This window comes from Mycobacterium sp. NPDC050551 (assembly GCF_040674075.1).
Taxonomy (GTDB): domain Bacteria; phylum Actinomycetota; class Actinomycetes; order Mycobacteriales; family Mycobacteriaceae; genus Mycobacterium.
In genome coordinates this window covers 528,796-542,517 of the sequence record NZ_JBFARC010000003.1, presented here as the reverse complement: position 1 = coordinate 542,517, position 13,722 = coordinate 528,796, and the positions used below count along the sequence as shown (strand labels likewise).

Annotated in this window: 15 protein-coding genes; 11 read left to right on the top strand and 4 right to left on the bottom strand. The window is 70.9% G+C overall.

Translation table 11 applies throughout. From position 1 onward, the window contains the following. Positions 1-22: 22 nt before the first annotated feature. From AB0K11_RS15025 to AB0K11_RS14990, 8 genes are all read left to right on the top strand, one after another. Positions 23-901, top strand: a complete 879-nt coding sequence (locus AB0K11_RS15025) for a hypothetical protein (protein WP_364977740.1) — start codon at positions 23-25, stop codon at positions 899-901. Next, positions 898-1,989, top strand: coding sequence for a glycosyltransferase family 4 protein (locus AB0K11_RS15020; RefSeq protein ID WP_364977738.1), 1,092 nt, complete (start codon positions 898-900; stop codon positions 1,987-1,989). The genes AB0K11_RS15025 and AB0K11_RS15020 overlap by 4 nt, the downstream gene beginning before the upstream one ends. After that, positions 1,986-2,969, top strand: coding sequence for a glycosyltransferase (locus AB0K11_RS15015; RefSeq protein ID WP_364977736.1), 984 nt, complete (start codon positions 1,986-1,988; stop codon positions 2,967-2,969). The genes AB0K11_RS15020 and AB0K11_RS15015 overlap by 4 nt, the downstream gene beginning before the upstream one ends. Next, positions 2,966-3,805: a galactosyltransferase-related protein gene (locus AB0K11_RS15010; protein ID WP_364977734.1), complete on the top strand. Its 840-nt coding sequence runs from the start codon at positions 2,966-2,968 to the stop codon at positions 3,803-3,805. The genes AB0K11_RS15015 and AB0K11_RS15010 overlap by 4 nt, the downstream gene beginning before the upstream one ends. A gap of 62 nt (positions 3,806-3,867) precedes the next feature. Further along, positions 3,868-4,713, top strand: coding sequence for an ABC transporter permease (locus AB0K11_RS15005; protein ID WP_364978486.1), 846 nt, complete (start codon positions 3,868-3,870; stop codon positions 4,711-4,713). Next, positions 4,710-5,747 (top strand): ABC transporter substrate-binding protein, encoded by a 1,038-nt coding sequence (locus tag AB0K11_RS15000; protein ID WP_364977732.1) that lies wholly within the window; start codon positions 4,710-4,712, stop codon positions 5,745-5,747. The genes AB0K11_RS15005 and AB0K11_RS15000 overlap by 4 nt, the downstream gene beginning before the upstream one ends. Continuing rightward, positions 5,731-6,534 (top strand): ABC transporter ATP-binding protein, encoded by an 804-nt coding sequence (locus AB0K11_RS14995; protein WP_364977730.1) that lies wholly within the window; start codon positions 5,731-5,733, stop codon positions 6,532-6,534. The genes AB0K11_RS15000 and AB0K11_RS14995 overlap by 17 nt, the downstream gene beginning before the upstream one ends. Positions 6,535-6,576: 42 nt before the next feature. Beyond that, positions 6,577-7,020, top strand: a complete 444-nt coding sequence (locus AB0K11_RS14990) for a hypothetical protein (protein ID WP_364977728.1) — start codon at positions 6,577-6,579, stop codon at positions 7,018-7,020. Here the strand turns inward: AB0K11_RS14990 and AB0K11_RS14985 are convergent. Then, positions 7,017-7,913 carry a class I SAM-dependent methyltransferase gene (locus tag AB0K11_RS14985; RefSeq protein WP_364977726.1) on the bottom strand — a complete coding sequence of 299 codons (897 nt, stop codon included), beginning with the start codon at positions 7,911-7,913 and terminating at the stop codon, positions 7,017-7,019. The two genes, AB0K11_RS14990 and AB0K11_RS14985, sit on opposite strands and share 4 nt — an antisense overlap. Before the next feature lie 81 nt (positions 7,914-7,994). After that, the gene (locus AB0K11_RS14980; RefSeq protein WP_264014633.1) at positions 7,995-8,105 is read right to left on the bottom strand and encodes a hypothetical protein; all 111 of its coding nucleotides are present in this window, start codon (positions 8,103-8,105) and stop codon (positions 7,995-7,997) included. A gap of 144 nt (positions 8,106-8,249) precedes the next feature. Between AB0K11_RS14980 and AB0K11_RS14975 the strand changes: the two genes are divergently transcribed. The 3 genes from AB0K11_RS14975 to AB0K11_RS14965 are packed head-to-tail and all read left to right on the top strand — an operon-like array spanning position 8,250 to position 11,478. Beyond that, the gene (locus AB0K11_RS14975; protein WP_364977724.1) at positions 8,250-8,915 is read left to right on the top strand and encodes a TetR/AcrR family transcriptional regulator; all 666 of its coding nucleotides are present in this window, start codon (positions 8,250-8,252) and stop codon (positions 8,913-8,915) included. Next, positions 8,912-9,685 (top strand): SDR family oxidoreductase, encoded by a 774-nt coding sequence (locus AB0K11_RS14970; RefSeq protein WP_364977722.1) that lies wholly within the window; start codon positions 8,912-8,914, stop codon positions 9,683-9,685. Before AB0K11_RS14975 ends, AB0K11_RS14970 begins: the two co-directional genes overlap by 4 nt. After that, positions 9,682-11,478, top strand: a complete 1,797-nt coding sequence (locus AB0K11_RS14965) for an acyl-CoA dehydrogenase (protein ID WP_364977720.1) — start codon at positions 9,682-9,684, stop codon at positions 11,476-11,478. Before AB0K11_RS14970 ends, AB0K11_RS14965 begins: the two co-directional genes overlap by 4 nt. A gap of 10 nt (positions 11,479-11,488) precedes the next feature. Here AB0K11_RS14965 and AB0K11_RS14960 read toward each other — a convergent pair whose 3' ends face one another. Beyond that, positions 11,489-12,637: an FAD-dependent monooxygenase gene (locus AB0K11_RS14960; protein ID WP_364977718.1), complete on the bottom strand. Its 1,149-nt coding sequence runs from the start codon at positions 12,635-12,637 to the stop codon at positions 11,489-11,491. Between the two features lie 12 nt (positions 12,638-12,649). Next, entirely contained in the window at positions 12,650-13,693 is a 1,044-nt protein-coding gene (locus tag AB0K11_RS14955) for a cupin domain-containing protein (protein ID WP_364977716.1), read from the bottom strand. Positions 13,694-13,722 lie beyond the last annotated feature (29 nt).

Genomic DNA, 13,722 nt, shown 5'->3' with positions numbered 1-13,722 from the left:
TCAAATTGATCGAATCGACCTCGTGCACGTGCATTTCGGTTTCGACTCCACGGCGCCCGAGGTGCTGCGGGACGTCGTGCGCCTGCTGCGTGCGCACCGTGTCCCGCTGGTGCTGACGGTGCACGATCTGCACAACCCGCACTTCGTCGACAGCACCGATCACCTGGCTCGGCTCGACGTCCTCGTTCCCGCCGCGGCGGAGGTGATCACCCTCACCCCGGGAGCGGCCGACGCCATCCTCGCGCGATGGGGACGGGTCGCCACGGTGCTCCCGCACCCGCACGTGCTGCCGGTCGAGGCCATCGGCGCGCCGCGCACACCTCACCCCGAACCCGTGGTGGCGGTGCACGCCAAATCGTTGCGCGCCAACATCGATCCCCTTCCGGTGATCGACGGGCTGCTGGCGGCGGAGCTGCCGGACTCGCGGCTGCGCCTCGACGTCGACGACGACGCGACGTCGTCGTCCAGGTCTGACGAACTGTCGGCCGCCCGGCTCGACGAGCTGCGCACCCGAGGTGTCGACGTGCGGGTGCATCCGCGCTTCACCGACGCCGAGCTGGTGCACTACCTGCACGAGGTGGACGTCCTGGTGCTGCCCTATCGGTTCGGCACCCACTCGGGCTGGCTCGAGGCCTGCTTCGACGCCGGTGTGCGTGCGGTCGTCCCCGACTGCGGCTACTTCCACGAGCAGCACGACTTCCCGACCTACCGCTGCGAGGCGGGCGTACCGGACCCGGTGAGCCTGCGGTCCGCCGTGAACGACGCCGTCGACGGCATCCGCCCGCCGCGCCCGATCGAGGATGCCGGCCGCAGACGGGAACGGCTGAACCAACGAACCCGCATCCGCAGGCAGACGACCGGCATCTACCGACGGCTGCTCTCCGAAGCGGCCGCGGCATGATCCGTCCGCTTCGGATCGCGCTGCTCGCGTCGTCCCGCTATCCCGTCCGGCAGCCGTTCGCGGGCGGACTCGAGGCCTTCGTCTACGAGTTGGCCCGCGCACTCACCGCCGCGGGCCACCACGTGACGATGTTCGCCGCGCCCGGTTCTGCCGTCGACCTGCCGTGGGATGTGCTGCCGGTGCACACCTTCGAGATGAGCGAGGCGTCGCGCGACGATCCGTCGGTGCCGGAGTGGGTGGTGCACGAAACCCACGCCTATCTGTCGGTGATGCTGGATCTGGCTGACACGCTGCGGAATTCGTTCGACATCGTGCACAACCACAGCCTGCACTATCTACCCCTGGCGATGGCGCGGACCATCGCGACACCGATGCTGACGACGCTGCACACCCCTCCGCTGAAGTGGCTGGAGCAGGCGGTGGTGCTCCCCGGCGGGGTGGCGAGCGAGTTCGTCGCGGTCAGCGCGTTCACCGCCCGCCAGTGGAAGCCGGTGACCGGTCCGGTCCCGGTGATACCCAACGGCATCAACCTCGACGACTGGCGACCCGGACCCGGTGGCGACTACGCGGTGTGGAGCGGGCGCCTGGTGCCGGAGAAGGGCCTGCCCGACGCGATCGCCGCGTCGCGCCGGGCCGGCATCCCGCTGCGCATCGCCGGGCCGATGGGCCCCCCGGACTATTTCGCCGAGCATGTCCGGCCCCGGCTCGGCGGTTCGGTGAGCTACGAGGGACACCTGTGCCGCGAAGATCTCAACGACCTGGTCGGGGGTGCCGCCGTCGCGCTGGTGACGCCGCGCTGGGAGGAGCCGTACGGACTGGTCACCGCCGAGGCGCTGGCGTGCGGCACGCCGGTCGCCGCGTTCGCGCGCGGCGGCATCCCCGAGATCCTGGACGCGACCAGCGGCCGGCTCGCACCGCCAGATGACCGCGACGCCCTCGCCGATGCGATCGTGGACGCCGCCGAACTGCCGCGGTCACGGGTGCGCGCCCGCGCCGAAGCGCACTGTTCCCAGGCGGTGATGGTGCGCCGGTACCTCGACTGCTACTCCGGACTGCTCGACGAGGAACCCGAGAGTCTGTCGGCGTGATCGGCTACTACGTCCATCATCACGGGCGGGGGCACCTCACCCGCGCGCTGGCCATCAGCCGGCACCTGACCGACGACGTGGTGTTCTTCTCGTCGGCACCGAGGCCGGCGGCGATCCGGCCGGGCGACGACTGGGTACAGCTGCCCTCCGACGTGCCGCCCACCGGCCAGGCCGCCGTGGACGCCACCGCGAACGGCCGGCTGCACTGGGCGCCCGTGGGGGTGGGCGGGCTCGCCGAACGGTCGGCGATGCTCCTCGATGCGATCGCGGAACTGCGGCCGCGCCGCATGGTCGTCGACGTCTCGGTGGAGGTGACGATGCTGGTCCGGCTGGCCGGCGTGCCGGTGACGGTGATGGCGATGCCCGGGGACCGCAACGACCGGGCGCACCGGCTGGCCTACGACGTCGCCGACCGGATCGTGGCGCCTTGGTCCGCCGACGTCTACCGGCCCGCCTGGCTGCGTCGGTATGACGAGCGGACCCACTACGTCGGCTCGATCAGCCGGTTCGACGGGATGCCGCTGCGACCCGGGCCGCAGTCGACGGCGACGACCGGGCTTGTGCTCGCGGGCGCGGGGGGATCGGAGGCGCCGCGCGATGCGGCGGCGGAACTCACGCGCGCCGCACCGGGTCTGCGCTGGGTGGCGGCGGGCGGCGGCGCCGACTGGGTCGACGACCTGTGGCCTCTGCTCTCGGCCGCCGAGGTGGTGGTCACCCACGCCGGCCAGAACGCGATCGCCGATGTGGCCATGGCCAAGGCGTGCGCCGTCGTGATCCCCGAGCAACGGCCGTTCGGGGAACAGCACGCCACCGCGGCCGCTCTCGCGGAGGCGGGCATCGCGGTGTCGGTGCCACGCTGGCCTTCCGCCGACCAGTGGGCGGCGCTGGTGGAACGCGCGCGCCACCAGGACCCGCGGCAGTGGAATCGGCTGCGGGTGGAAGGTGCGGCCGCGCGCGCCGCGGCGGCCGTCGCCGCATGACCGGGCCGAAGACCGCCGTCGTGACGGTCGTCCACGGCAGGCACCATCACCTGCGCGCGCAGAACGCCGGCCTGGCCCGGTCGGACGCCCGACCCGACGTGCGGTGCGTGGTGGCGATGGCGGATCCGGCGATCGCCGCCATCGCCGGAGACCGGGCGGAGGTCGTCGACTGTCCGGTCCCAGGTGCCGGCCTGCCGCTGGCAGCTGCGCGCAACGCGGGCGCCGAGCGGGCGCTGTCGCGCGGCGCCGAGCTGCTGATCTTCCTCGACGTGGACTGCATTCCCGGCCCCTCGCTCGTCGGCCGCTACGTCGAGGCGCACCGCACCCTCGGCGCCGCCGCCCTGCTGAGCGGTCCCGTCACCTATCTGCCGCCGGCGGGACCGAACGGCTACCCCCTCGACACCCTCGACGAGCTGACGCGGCCGCACCCGGCCAGGCCCTCGCCGCCCGTCGGAGCGCTCGTCCGCGCGCCGGACCACGATCTGTTCTGGTCGTTGTCGTTCGCGGTATCGGCGGACACCTGGGGTCGCATCGGCGGCTTCTGCGAGGAGTACGTCGGCTACGGCGGGGAGGACACCGACTTCGCGGCCGTCGCCCGCCGCCATGGCATCCCCCTGGTGTGGGTGGGCGGTGCGCACGCCTACCACCAGCACCACCCGGTGTCCGACCCGCCGGTGGAACATCTCGCTGAGATCGTCGACAACGCCCGCGTCTTCCGCAGCCGCTGGAACCGCTGGCCGATGCCGGGCTGGCTGGACGCGTTCGAGCGGATGGAGCTCATCGTCCGCCGCGGGGACGAGATCACCCTGAGCGTGCCGGAATTCGAATCGCGCTGAGCGCAGCTATTCGCCTGAGCTGAGCCAACCGCCACAGTGTCCGGGTGTCAGTGTTCACCGATATCGAGCCCGACGCGCAGCAGGCCGACGCGCCGGTGGCCGCCCCGCCCGCGGGCCGGTGGCGCGGCCGCCTGACGCGTGCGGCGTTGCCGCTGCTCTCGGTGGCCGTGTTCTTCGGTGTCTGGCAACTCGTCGCGGTCAGCGGCGTCTGGAACCAGACCTTCGTGCCCTACCCGAGCACCGTGTGGCGGGCCCTGCTCGACGTGTCGACCACCCACGACGGCGTCCGCGGCTACGCCGGCTACCTGCTGTGGGAACACCTCTACATGACGCTGCGGCGGGTGCTCGTCGGCGTCGTGGTCGGCGTCGCGCTGGGCGTCGCGCTCGGCGTGGTGATGGGATCGATCTCCTGGGTGCGCAGCGTGCTCGAGCCGTGGCTGACCTTCCTGCGGGCGCTGCCGCCGCTGGCCTACTTCTTCCTGCTGGTGATCTGGCTGGGGATCGACGAGGCGCCAAAGATCACCCTGCTGGCGCTGGCCGCGCTGCCGCCCGCGGCGGTCGCCACCACGGCGGCGGTGATGGCCGCGCCGGTCGGCCTGATCGAGGCCGCACGGGCGCTGGGCGCGTCCCGCCGCGATGTCATCCGTGACGTCGTCATCCCGTCGGCGCTGCCCGAGACGTTCACCGGCGTGCGCCTCGCCGTCGGGATGGCGTACTCGTCGGTGGTGGCGGCCGAACTGTTCAACGGGCTGCCCGGCGTCGGCGGCCTGGTCAAGGACGCGAGCAACTACAACAACACCCCGGTCGTGCTGGTCGGCATCTTCGCCATCGGCATCTCGGGCCTTGTCATCGACGGTCTGTTGCGCGCCATCGAACGGCGCGCGGTCCCCTGGAGAGGAAAAATATGAGGCGCAGGGCATTCGGAGCCGCTGTCGCGGCGCTGGCGGTCACCGCACTGGGGTTGTCCGGGTGCTCGGTGGACCGCTCGGGCGGGGACGCCGAGAAGCCGACGATCCGCATCGCCTACCAGAGCTTCCCGAGCGGCGATCTGATCGTGAAGAACAACCGCTGGCTCGAGGACGCGCTGCCCGAGTACAACGTCAAGTGGACGAAGTTCGACTCGGGCGCCGACGTCAACACCGCGTTCGTGGCCAAGGAGGTCGACTTCGGGGCGCTGGGGTCCAGCCCCGTCGCGCGTGGCCTGTCGGCGCCGCTGAACATCCCGTACCGGGTGGCGTTCATCCTCGACGTCGCAGGCGAGAACGAGGCGCTGGTGGCCCGCAACGGCAGCGGCGTCAACACCGTCGCCGATCTGAAGGGCAAGCGGGTCGGCACGCCGTTCGCGTCGACGGCGCACTACAGCCTGCTGGCCGCACTCGACCAGAACGGCCTCTCACCGGCCGACGTCCAACTCGTCGATCTGCAGCCGCAAGCCATCCTCGCCGCGTTCGACCGGGGTGACATCGACGCCGGCTACTCCTGGCTGCCGACGCTGGACCAGCTGCGCCGCAATGGCAAGGACCTCATCACCAGCAAGCAGCTCGCCGACAGCGGCAAGCCGACCCTCGACCTGGCGGTGGTGGCCGACGAGTTCGCCGAGGCCCACCCCGACGTGGTCGACACCTGGCGGCAGCAGCAGGCCCGCGCCGTCGACCTGATCAAGGACGATCCCGCGGCCGCGGCCAAGGCGATCGCCGCCGAGAGCGGCCTGACGCCGGGTGACGTCGAAGGCCAGCTGAAGCAGGTCGGCTTCCTGACACCCGCCGAGATCGCCTCGCCGGAGTGGCTCGGCACCGAAGGCAGCCCCGGCAATCTCGCCGCCAACCTGCAGAGCGCCTCGCAGTTCCTGTTCGAGCAGAAGCAGATCGAGGCCGCCGCGCCGCTGAAGACCTTCGAGGACGCGCTGTACACCACGGGTCTGCCCGGTGCCCTCACCCAGTGACGGCGCGGTCCGCACCGCGCTCGACGACGGCATCCGCCTGCGGGGCGTCTCGCACCGCTACGGACGCGCAGGCGCCGAGGTCACGGCCGTCGGACCGGTCGACCTGACCGTCGACCCCGGCTCGTTCCTGGTCCTGGTCGGCGCGTCGGGGTGCGGCAAGAGCACCCTGCTGCGGCTGCTCGCCGGCTTCGAATCGCCCAGTGAGGGTTCGGTGCAGGTCGCAGGAACCGTGCCCACCCCGGGTGTGACGGCGGGTGTGGTGTTCCAGCAGCCGCGGCTGTTCCCGTGGCGCACGGTCGGCGGGAACGTGGACCTGGCGCTGAAGTACGCGAAGGTGCCGCGGGACCGACGGGCCGAGCGGCGCGACCAGCTGCTGGAGCGCGTCGGCCTCGAGGGCACCGCGGACCGCAAGATCTGGGAGATCAGCGGCGGTCAGCAGCAGCGTGTCGCGATCGCCAGGGCGCTGGCCGCCGAGACGCCGCTGTTTCTGCTCGACGAGCCGTTCGCGGCGCTCGACGCGCTGACCCGGGAACGGCTGCAGGAGGACGTCCGGCAGGTCAGCGCGGAGTCCGGCCGCACCACGGTGTTCGTCACGCACAGTGCCGACGAAGCCGCGTTCCTCGGGTCGCGCATCGTGGTGCTGACGCGGCGGCCCGGTCAGGTCGCTCTCGACCTGCGGGTGGACCTGCCCCGCGTCGGCGTCGACGCCGACGAGCTGCGCCGGTCCCCGGAGTACACCGACCTGCGCGCCGAGGTGGGGCGGGCGGTCAAGGCCGCCGCGGCCTGATCGGTGCCATCGTGGTCGTCCCGCGCGGGCGACAATCGAGGGATGACGCGGCGCAGATGGTGGTTCGCGGGCGGGGTGGTCGTCGTGGTCGCTGCCGTCGGGATCGGGCTCGGGGTGGTCCTGGCGGGCGGGGGTTCGCCGGACTGCGACGCCGCCCGGGCGGTGGTCGACGAGGCCGGGCGGTTCCATGACGCCGTCGCGAAGGACGTCAACGGCGAGAAGGACACCCCGTCGGCCGAGTATGACGACCGGATCGCGCGAATCACCGCTGCGGCGAACATGATTGGCGACGAGGGTCTGGCCCGGCGGGCACATGACGTGGCCGGTCTGGCCGACCGGACGGCCGCGCTGGTGTCTCGGCAGCGGACGGCCGACTTCGCCGCGGACTTCAGCCGCAACGGCGCGGAGTTCACCGCGAACCTGATGGCGCTGTCGCAGGCCTGTCCCGACCCGGGCGACCGGATCAGGATCGGCGAGCCGGGCTAGTCCAGTTCAGCGCGCAGGTAGGTGACGTCGGAGAACATCGCGAACTCGTCGCTGTCCGGGTAGTCCAGGCCATTGGCGGTATAGAGCTGTGCGGCGGTGCGCAGGGTGCTGCACCAGTCCAGCCCGCGCAGGTAGTCGGGCACCTGGCTGCGGTCGTCCTGGTACACGAGGTCGCGGACGTTCACCGCCGACTGCTCGAACATCTCGCGCAGCGACTCGTGGCCGAACACCGACATGTCGGGCACGTACTCACAGGCCAACTGGCTGCGCGGCGCGCTGAGGGCGGTGAGGTCGTCGAAGAGCCGGTCCTGGGCGGCCGAGGGCAGGTACACCAGCAGGCCCTCGGCGCTCCACGCCGTCGGCGCCGCCGGGTCGAACCCCGCGGCACGCAACGCCGCCGGCCAGTCGTCACGCAGGTCCACCGGCACGCTCCGGTGCTTCGCGGCGGGGGCGGCGTCGAGTGCCCGCAGCGTCGTCGACTTGAACTCCAGCACGCCGGGCAAGTCGACCTCGTAGACCACGGTGTCCGACGGCCACGACAGTCGGTAGGCGCGGGTGTCGAGTCCGGACGCCAGGATCACCACCTGACGGATGCCGCCGCGGACCGCGTTGAGGAAGAAGTCGTCGTAGAACCGCGTCCGCACCGCCATGTGCTCGCCGGATCGTTCGGCGTCGTAGCGGGGCTGGGCGTCGGGCACCTTGCCGTCGAGCAGGTGGACGAAGAACTCCAGGCCGACGGCGCGCACCAGCGGTTCGGCATACGGATCGTCGATCAGCGCCCCGGCGCTGCGGGTGGCGAATGCCCTCGAGGTGGCGACCATGGTCGCGGTCGCGCCCACGCTCGAGGCGAGATCCCAGCTGTCGTTGTCGTCGCGTGCGGTGTGTCGGCTCATTACTTAGAGAAGCTAACACAAAGCGCTGTCACCGCAGCGCGGAGCGCTGCGGGCGTGCAGTTGAACGGAAGCCGTGAGTGTCTAGACCGGCGGGTAGGACGGCGGTGGGTAGACCCCGCGCAGGCCCCAGGGGAACCACTGGAAGAAGTACTCGATCTCGTCGCTCGCGTCGTAGTCCGGATTCGGATCCATCGGTACCTCCCAGTTGACGCGGCGTTGAGGAAAGTCTAGCCCCGCCGGACCCGTCACCGGCAGGGGTTCGGACCCGCATTGCCTAGACTGATCGACCTACCGGTTAGTTGACGCCCCAGCGGGCACGTTCGATAGCGAGTCACCATGTCCGATACGTCCCCAGCAGCCTCGCCGAACGGGATGTCCCGGCGCCAGGAACTGCTGGCAGTGGCCACCAAGCTGTTCGCGGCGCGCGGGTACCACGGCACCCGGATGGACGACGTCGCCGACGCGGTCGGCCTGAACAAGGCGACGGTGTACCACTACTACGCCAGCAAGTCGCTGATCCTCTACGACATCTACAAGGGCGCCGCGGACTTCACCGTCGACGCACTGCACGACGACCCGTCGGCGTCGGCGCGCGAAACCATCTACCACTTCACCCGCCGCCTGCTGGTCGGCATCGCGGGCGACCTGGAGCGCGCGGCGGTGTACTTCCAGGAGGGGCCCTACATCACCGAGTGGTTCACCGAGGACCAGGTGGCCTACATCCGGGAGAAGGAGACCCAGGTCTACGAACACGTCCGCGACGTCATCGACCGCGGGATCGCCAGCGGCGAGTTCTACGACTGCGACTCCCACGTGCTGGCGCTCGGCTACATCGGCATGACGCTCGGCGCCTACCGCTGGCTCCGGCCGCAGGGCCGCCGCACCGCGCAGGAGATCGCCGAGGAGTTCAGCACCGCACTGCTGCGCGGCCTGATCCGCGACGAGACCATCCGCGCCGAATCGCCGCTCGGCCTGGACGTCACCACCGGCCGCGGCGCATGACCGACATGTTCCGCCTCGACGGCAAGGTCGCCGTCGTCACCGGCGGCGGCCGCGGTATCGGGGTGATGATGGCGCGGGGCCTGCTGCAGGCCGGCGCGAAGGTGTACCTGTCCAGCCGCAAGGAGGCCGAACTCGCCTCGGCCACTGCGGAACTCTCCTCGCTCGGCCCGGTCGAGGCGGTACCCGCCGACCTCGGCACCGCCGAAGGCGTGCAGACGCTGACCGCGGCGCTGACCGACCGCGAGGACGCGGTGCACGCGCTGTTCAACAATGCCGGCTCGAACTGGGGCGCGCCGTTCGACGAGTTCCCCGAGTCGGGCTTCGACCGGGTCTTCGACGTCAACGTCAAGGGCGTGTTCCTGCTGACCCGCGCGCTGGTGCCGCTGCTCACCGCGGGCTCGACGGACGACGATCCGGCCCGGGTGGTCAACACCGGCAGCGTCGACGGGTACTTCACCCCGGAGAAGGGCCGCGACAACTTCTCCTACGCGGCCAGCAAGGCCGCCGTGCACATGCTGACCAAGCACCTGGCCACCGAGCTGGCGCCGCGGATCCTGGTCAACGCGATCGCACCCGGGCTGTTCGAGTCGCGGATGACCAAGGTGCTGCTGGCCCCCGGCGCCGACGCCGTCGGCCGGGCGCTGCCGCTGGGCCGCATCGGGGCACCCGAGGACATGGCGGGCATCGCGGTGTTCCTGGCGAGCCGGGCCAGCGCGTACATCACCGGGACCGTGATCCCCGTCGACGGCGGGGTGAGCACCATCCGATGAAGTCCGTCCTGCTGTCGCGGCGCGACCTCGACTTCCTGCTCTACGAGTGGCTGCGGGTCGAGGAGCTGACCAAGCGCGACCGGTTCGCCGAACACTCGAGGGAGACCTTCGACGGCGTCCTCGACCTGTGCGAGCAGCTCGCCGAACGCTACTTCGCCCCGCACAACAAGAAGAGCGACGCCAACGAGCCGACGTTCGACGGGCAGCGGGTAACCCTCATCCCGGAGGTCAAGCAGGCGTGGGACGCGTTCGCCGCGGCGGACCTGCTCGCGATGGGCATGGACGCCGAGGTCGGCGGCGCGCAGCTGCCCGCGACCGTCGCGCAGGCCGCGTTCGCGTGGATCTCCGCGGCCAACCTGGCCACCTCCGGCTACCTGATGCTCACGGTCGCCAACGCGAACCTGCTCGCCGAGTTCGGCACCGCCCAACAGATCGAGACGTACGTCAAACCCATGCTGGCGGGCCGCTTCTCGGGCACCATGGCACTGTCGGAGACGCAGGCCGGATCGTCGCTGGCCGACATCACGATGCGGGCGGAGCCGCAGGCCGACGGCAGCTACCGGCTGTTCGGCTCGAAGATGTGGATCTCGGGCGCCGAGCACGAGATGACCGACAACATCGTCAACCTGGTGCTGGCCAAGATCCCCGGCGGACCGCCCGGCACCAAGGGCATCTCGCTGTTCATCGTGCCGAAGTTCCTCGTCGCCGACGACGGCGCGATCGGCGAGCGCAACGACGTCGTGCTGGCAGGGCTCAACCACAAGATGGGCCAGCGCGGCATCACCAACACCGTGCTGAACTTCGGCGACGGCACCCACCGCCCGGGCGGCGCGGACGGTGCGGTCGGCTACCTGGTGGGTGAGCCGCACCGCGGGATCACCTACATGTTCCGGATGATGAACGAGGCGCGCCTGGGCGTCGGCATGGGCGCGGTCGCCCTCGGCTACACCGGCTACCTCAAGTCGGTGCAGTACGCCAGGGAGCGTCCGCAGGGCCGTCCGGTGACCGCCAAGGATCCGTCGACGCCGCAGGTGCCGATCATCGAGCACGCCGACGTCAAGCGAATGCTGTTGGCGCAGAAGGCCTATGCCGAGGGCGCCCTGGCGCTGGCGCTGTACTGCGCCCGGCTGGTCGACGTGTCGCACAGCACGGAGTCCGACGGCGAGCGCGACACCGCCGCCCTGCTCCTCGACATCCTCACGCCGGTCGCCAAGAGCTGGCCGTCGCAGTGGTGCCTGGAGGCCAACAGCCTGGCGATCCAGGTGCACGGCGGCTACGGCTACACCCGCGAGTACGACGTCGAGCAGCACTACCGGGACAACCGGCTCAATCCCATCCACGAGGGCACGCACGGCATCCAGAGCCTGGACCTGTTGGGCCGCAAGGTGACCCAGCGCGGCGGCGCCAGTCTGGCGGCGCTCGGCGAGGCCATCGCCGGGACGGTAGCGGCCGCCGACAGCATCCGCGGCGAGGCGGCCGAACTCGCCGCCGCGCTGCACGGGATGTGGCAGCGCCTGGTCGAGGTCACCACCGGCATGTTCGCCTCCGGTGACGTCGAGGCGGCGATGGCCAACAGCGTGGTCTACCTGGAGGCGTTCGGGCACCTCGTGATCGCCTGGATGTGGCTGGAGCAGTTCATCGCCGCACACAGCGAGTGCGGCGGGTTCTACGACGGCAAGCGGCAGGCCGCGCGGTACTTCTTCCGCTACGAGTTGCCGCGCATCGCACCGCAACTCGATCTGCTCGAGAGCCTGGACCGCACCACGCTGGAGATGTCGCCGGACTGGTTCTGACGCGCGCCGGTCACAGCAATGGCGCGATGCCGGCCCCCAGCGACGAACTCGCCGCCAGTCGCACCCCGGCGGCGGCCACCGCTTGCAGGTGGGCGAGCCTGCCCGCCTCCCATCTCTGCAGGGCGGGCAGGGGAAGGGGCTGACTCGCGTCCCAGCCTGCGAGCGCGCGGGCGAGGCCTGCGGCGTCACCGAACGCCTTCGACGTTCCAGAAGCGGTGTGCGGCCGAACGGTTCCCACCGCATCGCCGACGAGCACGACGTGGTCGGCGACCATGCGGGACGGCCTGAGGTCGAACACCGGTTGCAGGAACACCGCCGAGAGCCGCACCAGCGCGGCGAACGGTTCGGGAAGCGCGCCGTCGGCGAGCGCCAGCACCGCCCGCTCGGACTCCGGGCTGAGTTCACCGGGTGGCAGGAACTGGTCGAACCGCCGCCCCGAACGCCCCGTGAGCAAGGCCGGCAGCCGTGACTCGGCGGTGTTGACGTACCAGACCCAGTTCACCCGTCGCTCGCCCGGCACGGTCTCGCCGTGGGCGCCCGGGACGAGGTAGCACAGCATCTGCAGCCCGGGAACGGCGAACGAGGTGAACCGTTCGGCCAGCAGGCAGCGGAGCTCGTCGGGCAGCGCCGACTCCTCTTCGAGCCCGCGCAGCGCGATGTACCCGGCGTAAAGCAGGTCGTCACGGTCGGTGAGCAGTCGCCTTGTGGCCGAACCGATCCCGTCGGCGCCGACCACCAGGTCACCGCCCGCCTCGTAGCCGTCCGCGAAGGTGGCCGTCACCTTCCCGTCGTCGAGGCGCAGCGCCTCCAGCGTGCTGTCGAGGCGTACGCACACGGACTCCAGCGGCTCGCGCAGCGCGTCGTGCAGCGTGTCCCAGGCGGACATCCACTGCGGCGCCCGGTACCGCGCGGCGTCGCCGCGGCGGTGGAGTTGTTGGCGCTCCGACAGTTCCACGCTCACCGAGGGCACCGTGCGGCCCAGCCGTCGCAACAGCGATTCCACCTCGGGTTGCATCACGATGCCTGCGCCCCGGGGCTGGGTGCGGTCGACGGACCGCTCGTACACCGCGACGTCGGCTCCCACGGACGCCAGTTCGTGCGCCGCGGCGAGTCCACCGAGGGAACCCCCGACGACGAGTGCTCGGAACGCATTGGGCATGTCGACGCGGGGTCAGTCGAGGGGGTTGGAGCGGGTGACGATCAGCGGATCGGCCGGCGTGAAGGGAAACCGGGGGAGGTCGTCGATGTGGGTGTCGAACGCCGCGGCGAGCACCTCGCGCGAGTACGCACTCGCCGAGGCGCGGTAGCCGATGTCGGCGGGGAAGGGCTGGTCGAAGAAGATCAGGAAGTGCCAGTCGTCGTGGCCGATGTTCTCGATGTGGTGGGGGTACGCGCGCGGGATGAAGTACATGTCGCCGGTCGTGAGGTTCCAGGTGTCCAGCGCTCCATCGGGATTCATGATGGTCATCCGGGCCTCGCCGTGGTGCACGTATCCCATCTCCGCGGTGACGGGGTGCCAGTGCGGTTCGCGCATGCCGTCCTCGGTCACGCGCAGCGAGTACATCGAGATGTCCTTGAGCGCGGGCCAGAACTGGTCGCGGGCGAACCGGGCGTTGCCGCTGGCGTAGTTCAGCCCCGGCGCCTGGGCTTCGATGTCGAACTTGTGCGGGTCGTTGAAGCGTGCCGCGGCGGGGATCACGACGTCGCCGACGCGGGCGGCGAGCTTGCGGTCGGTCCTGCTGCGCCGCATCGTGGCGAAGTCGGCGGCGGGCAGGTCGTAGGTGTTGCCGAGCACCGCGTCGCTGAAGGCGCCGAGCGTGGCGCCGAACCCGAAGTCCTCGGGCCGTTCGTGGCGGAAGGCGATGATGAACTCCGCGACGTCGTCGCCGACGTTCTCGATGTGGTGCAGGGAGCCGGACTCGGCGTGGAACATCTGGCCGGCCGTGACGAGGAACGTCGAGAACCTGCTGCCGCTGTCGAGGATGGAGACCAGGGCGGTGCCGGAGATGCAGTAGGTGAGTTCGTTGGCGTTGGCGTGCCAGTGCGGGGTCCGCATCGCGCCGGGGTTGAGCAGCACCCGCTTGATCGACAGCCCCGCGAGGATCGGGAGGTTGTCGGCCGTCACTCGCCGCATCGAGCCGAGGTCGGACTCCTCCACGACCTCACCGTCGAGAAGGGAGGTGGTGTGGCTGCTTCGGGCGATCGACGTCGTCACGGTGGGCTCCTCTGCGATGGGTGGCCGGG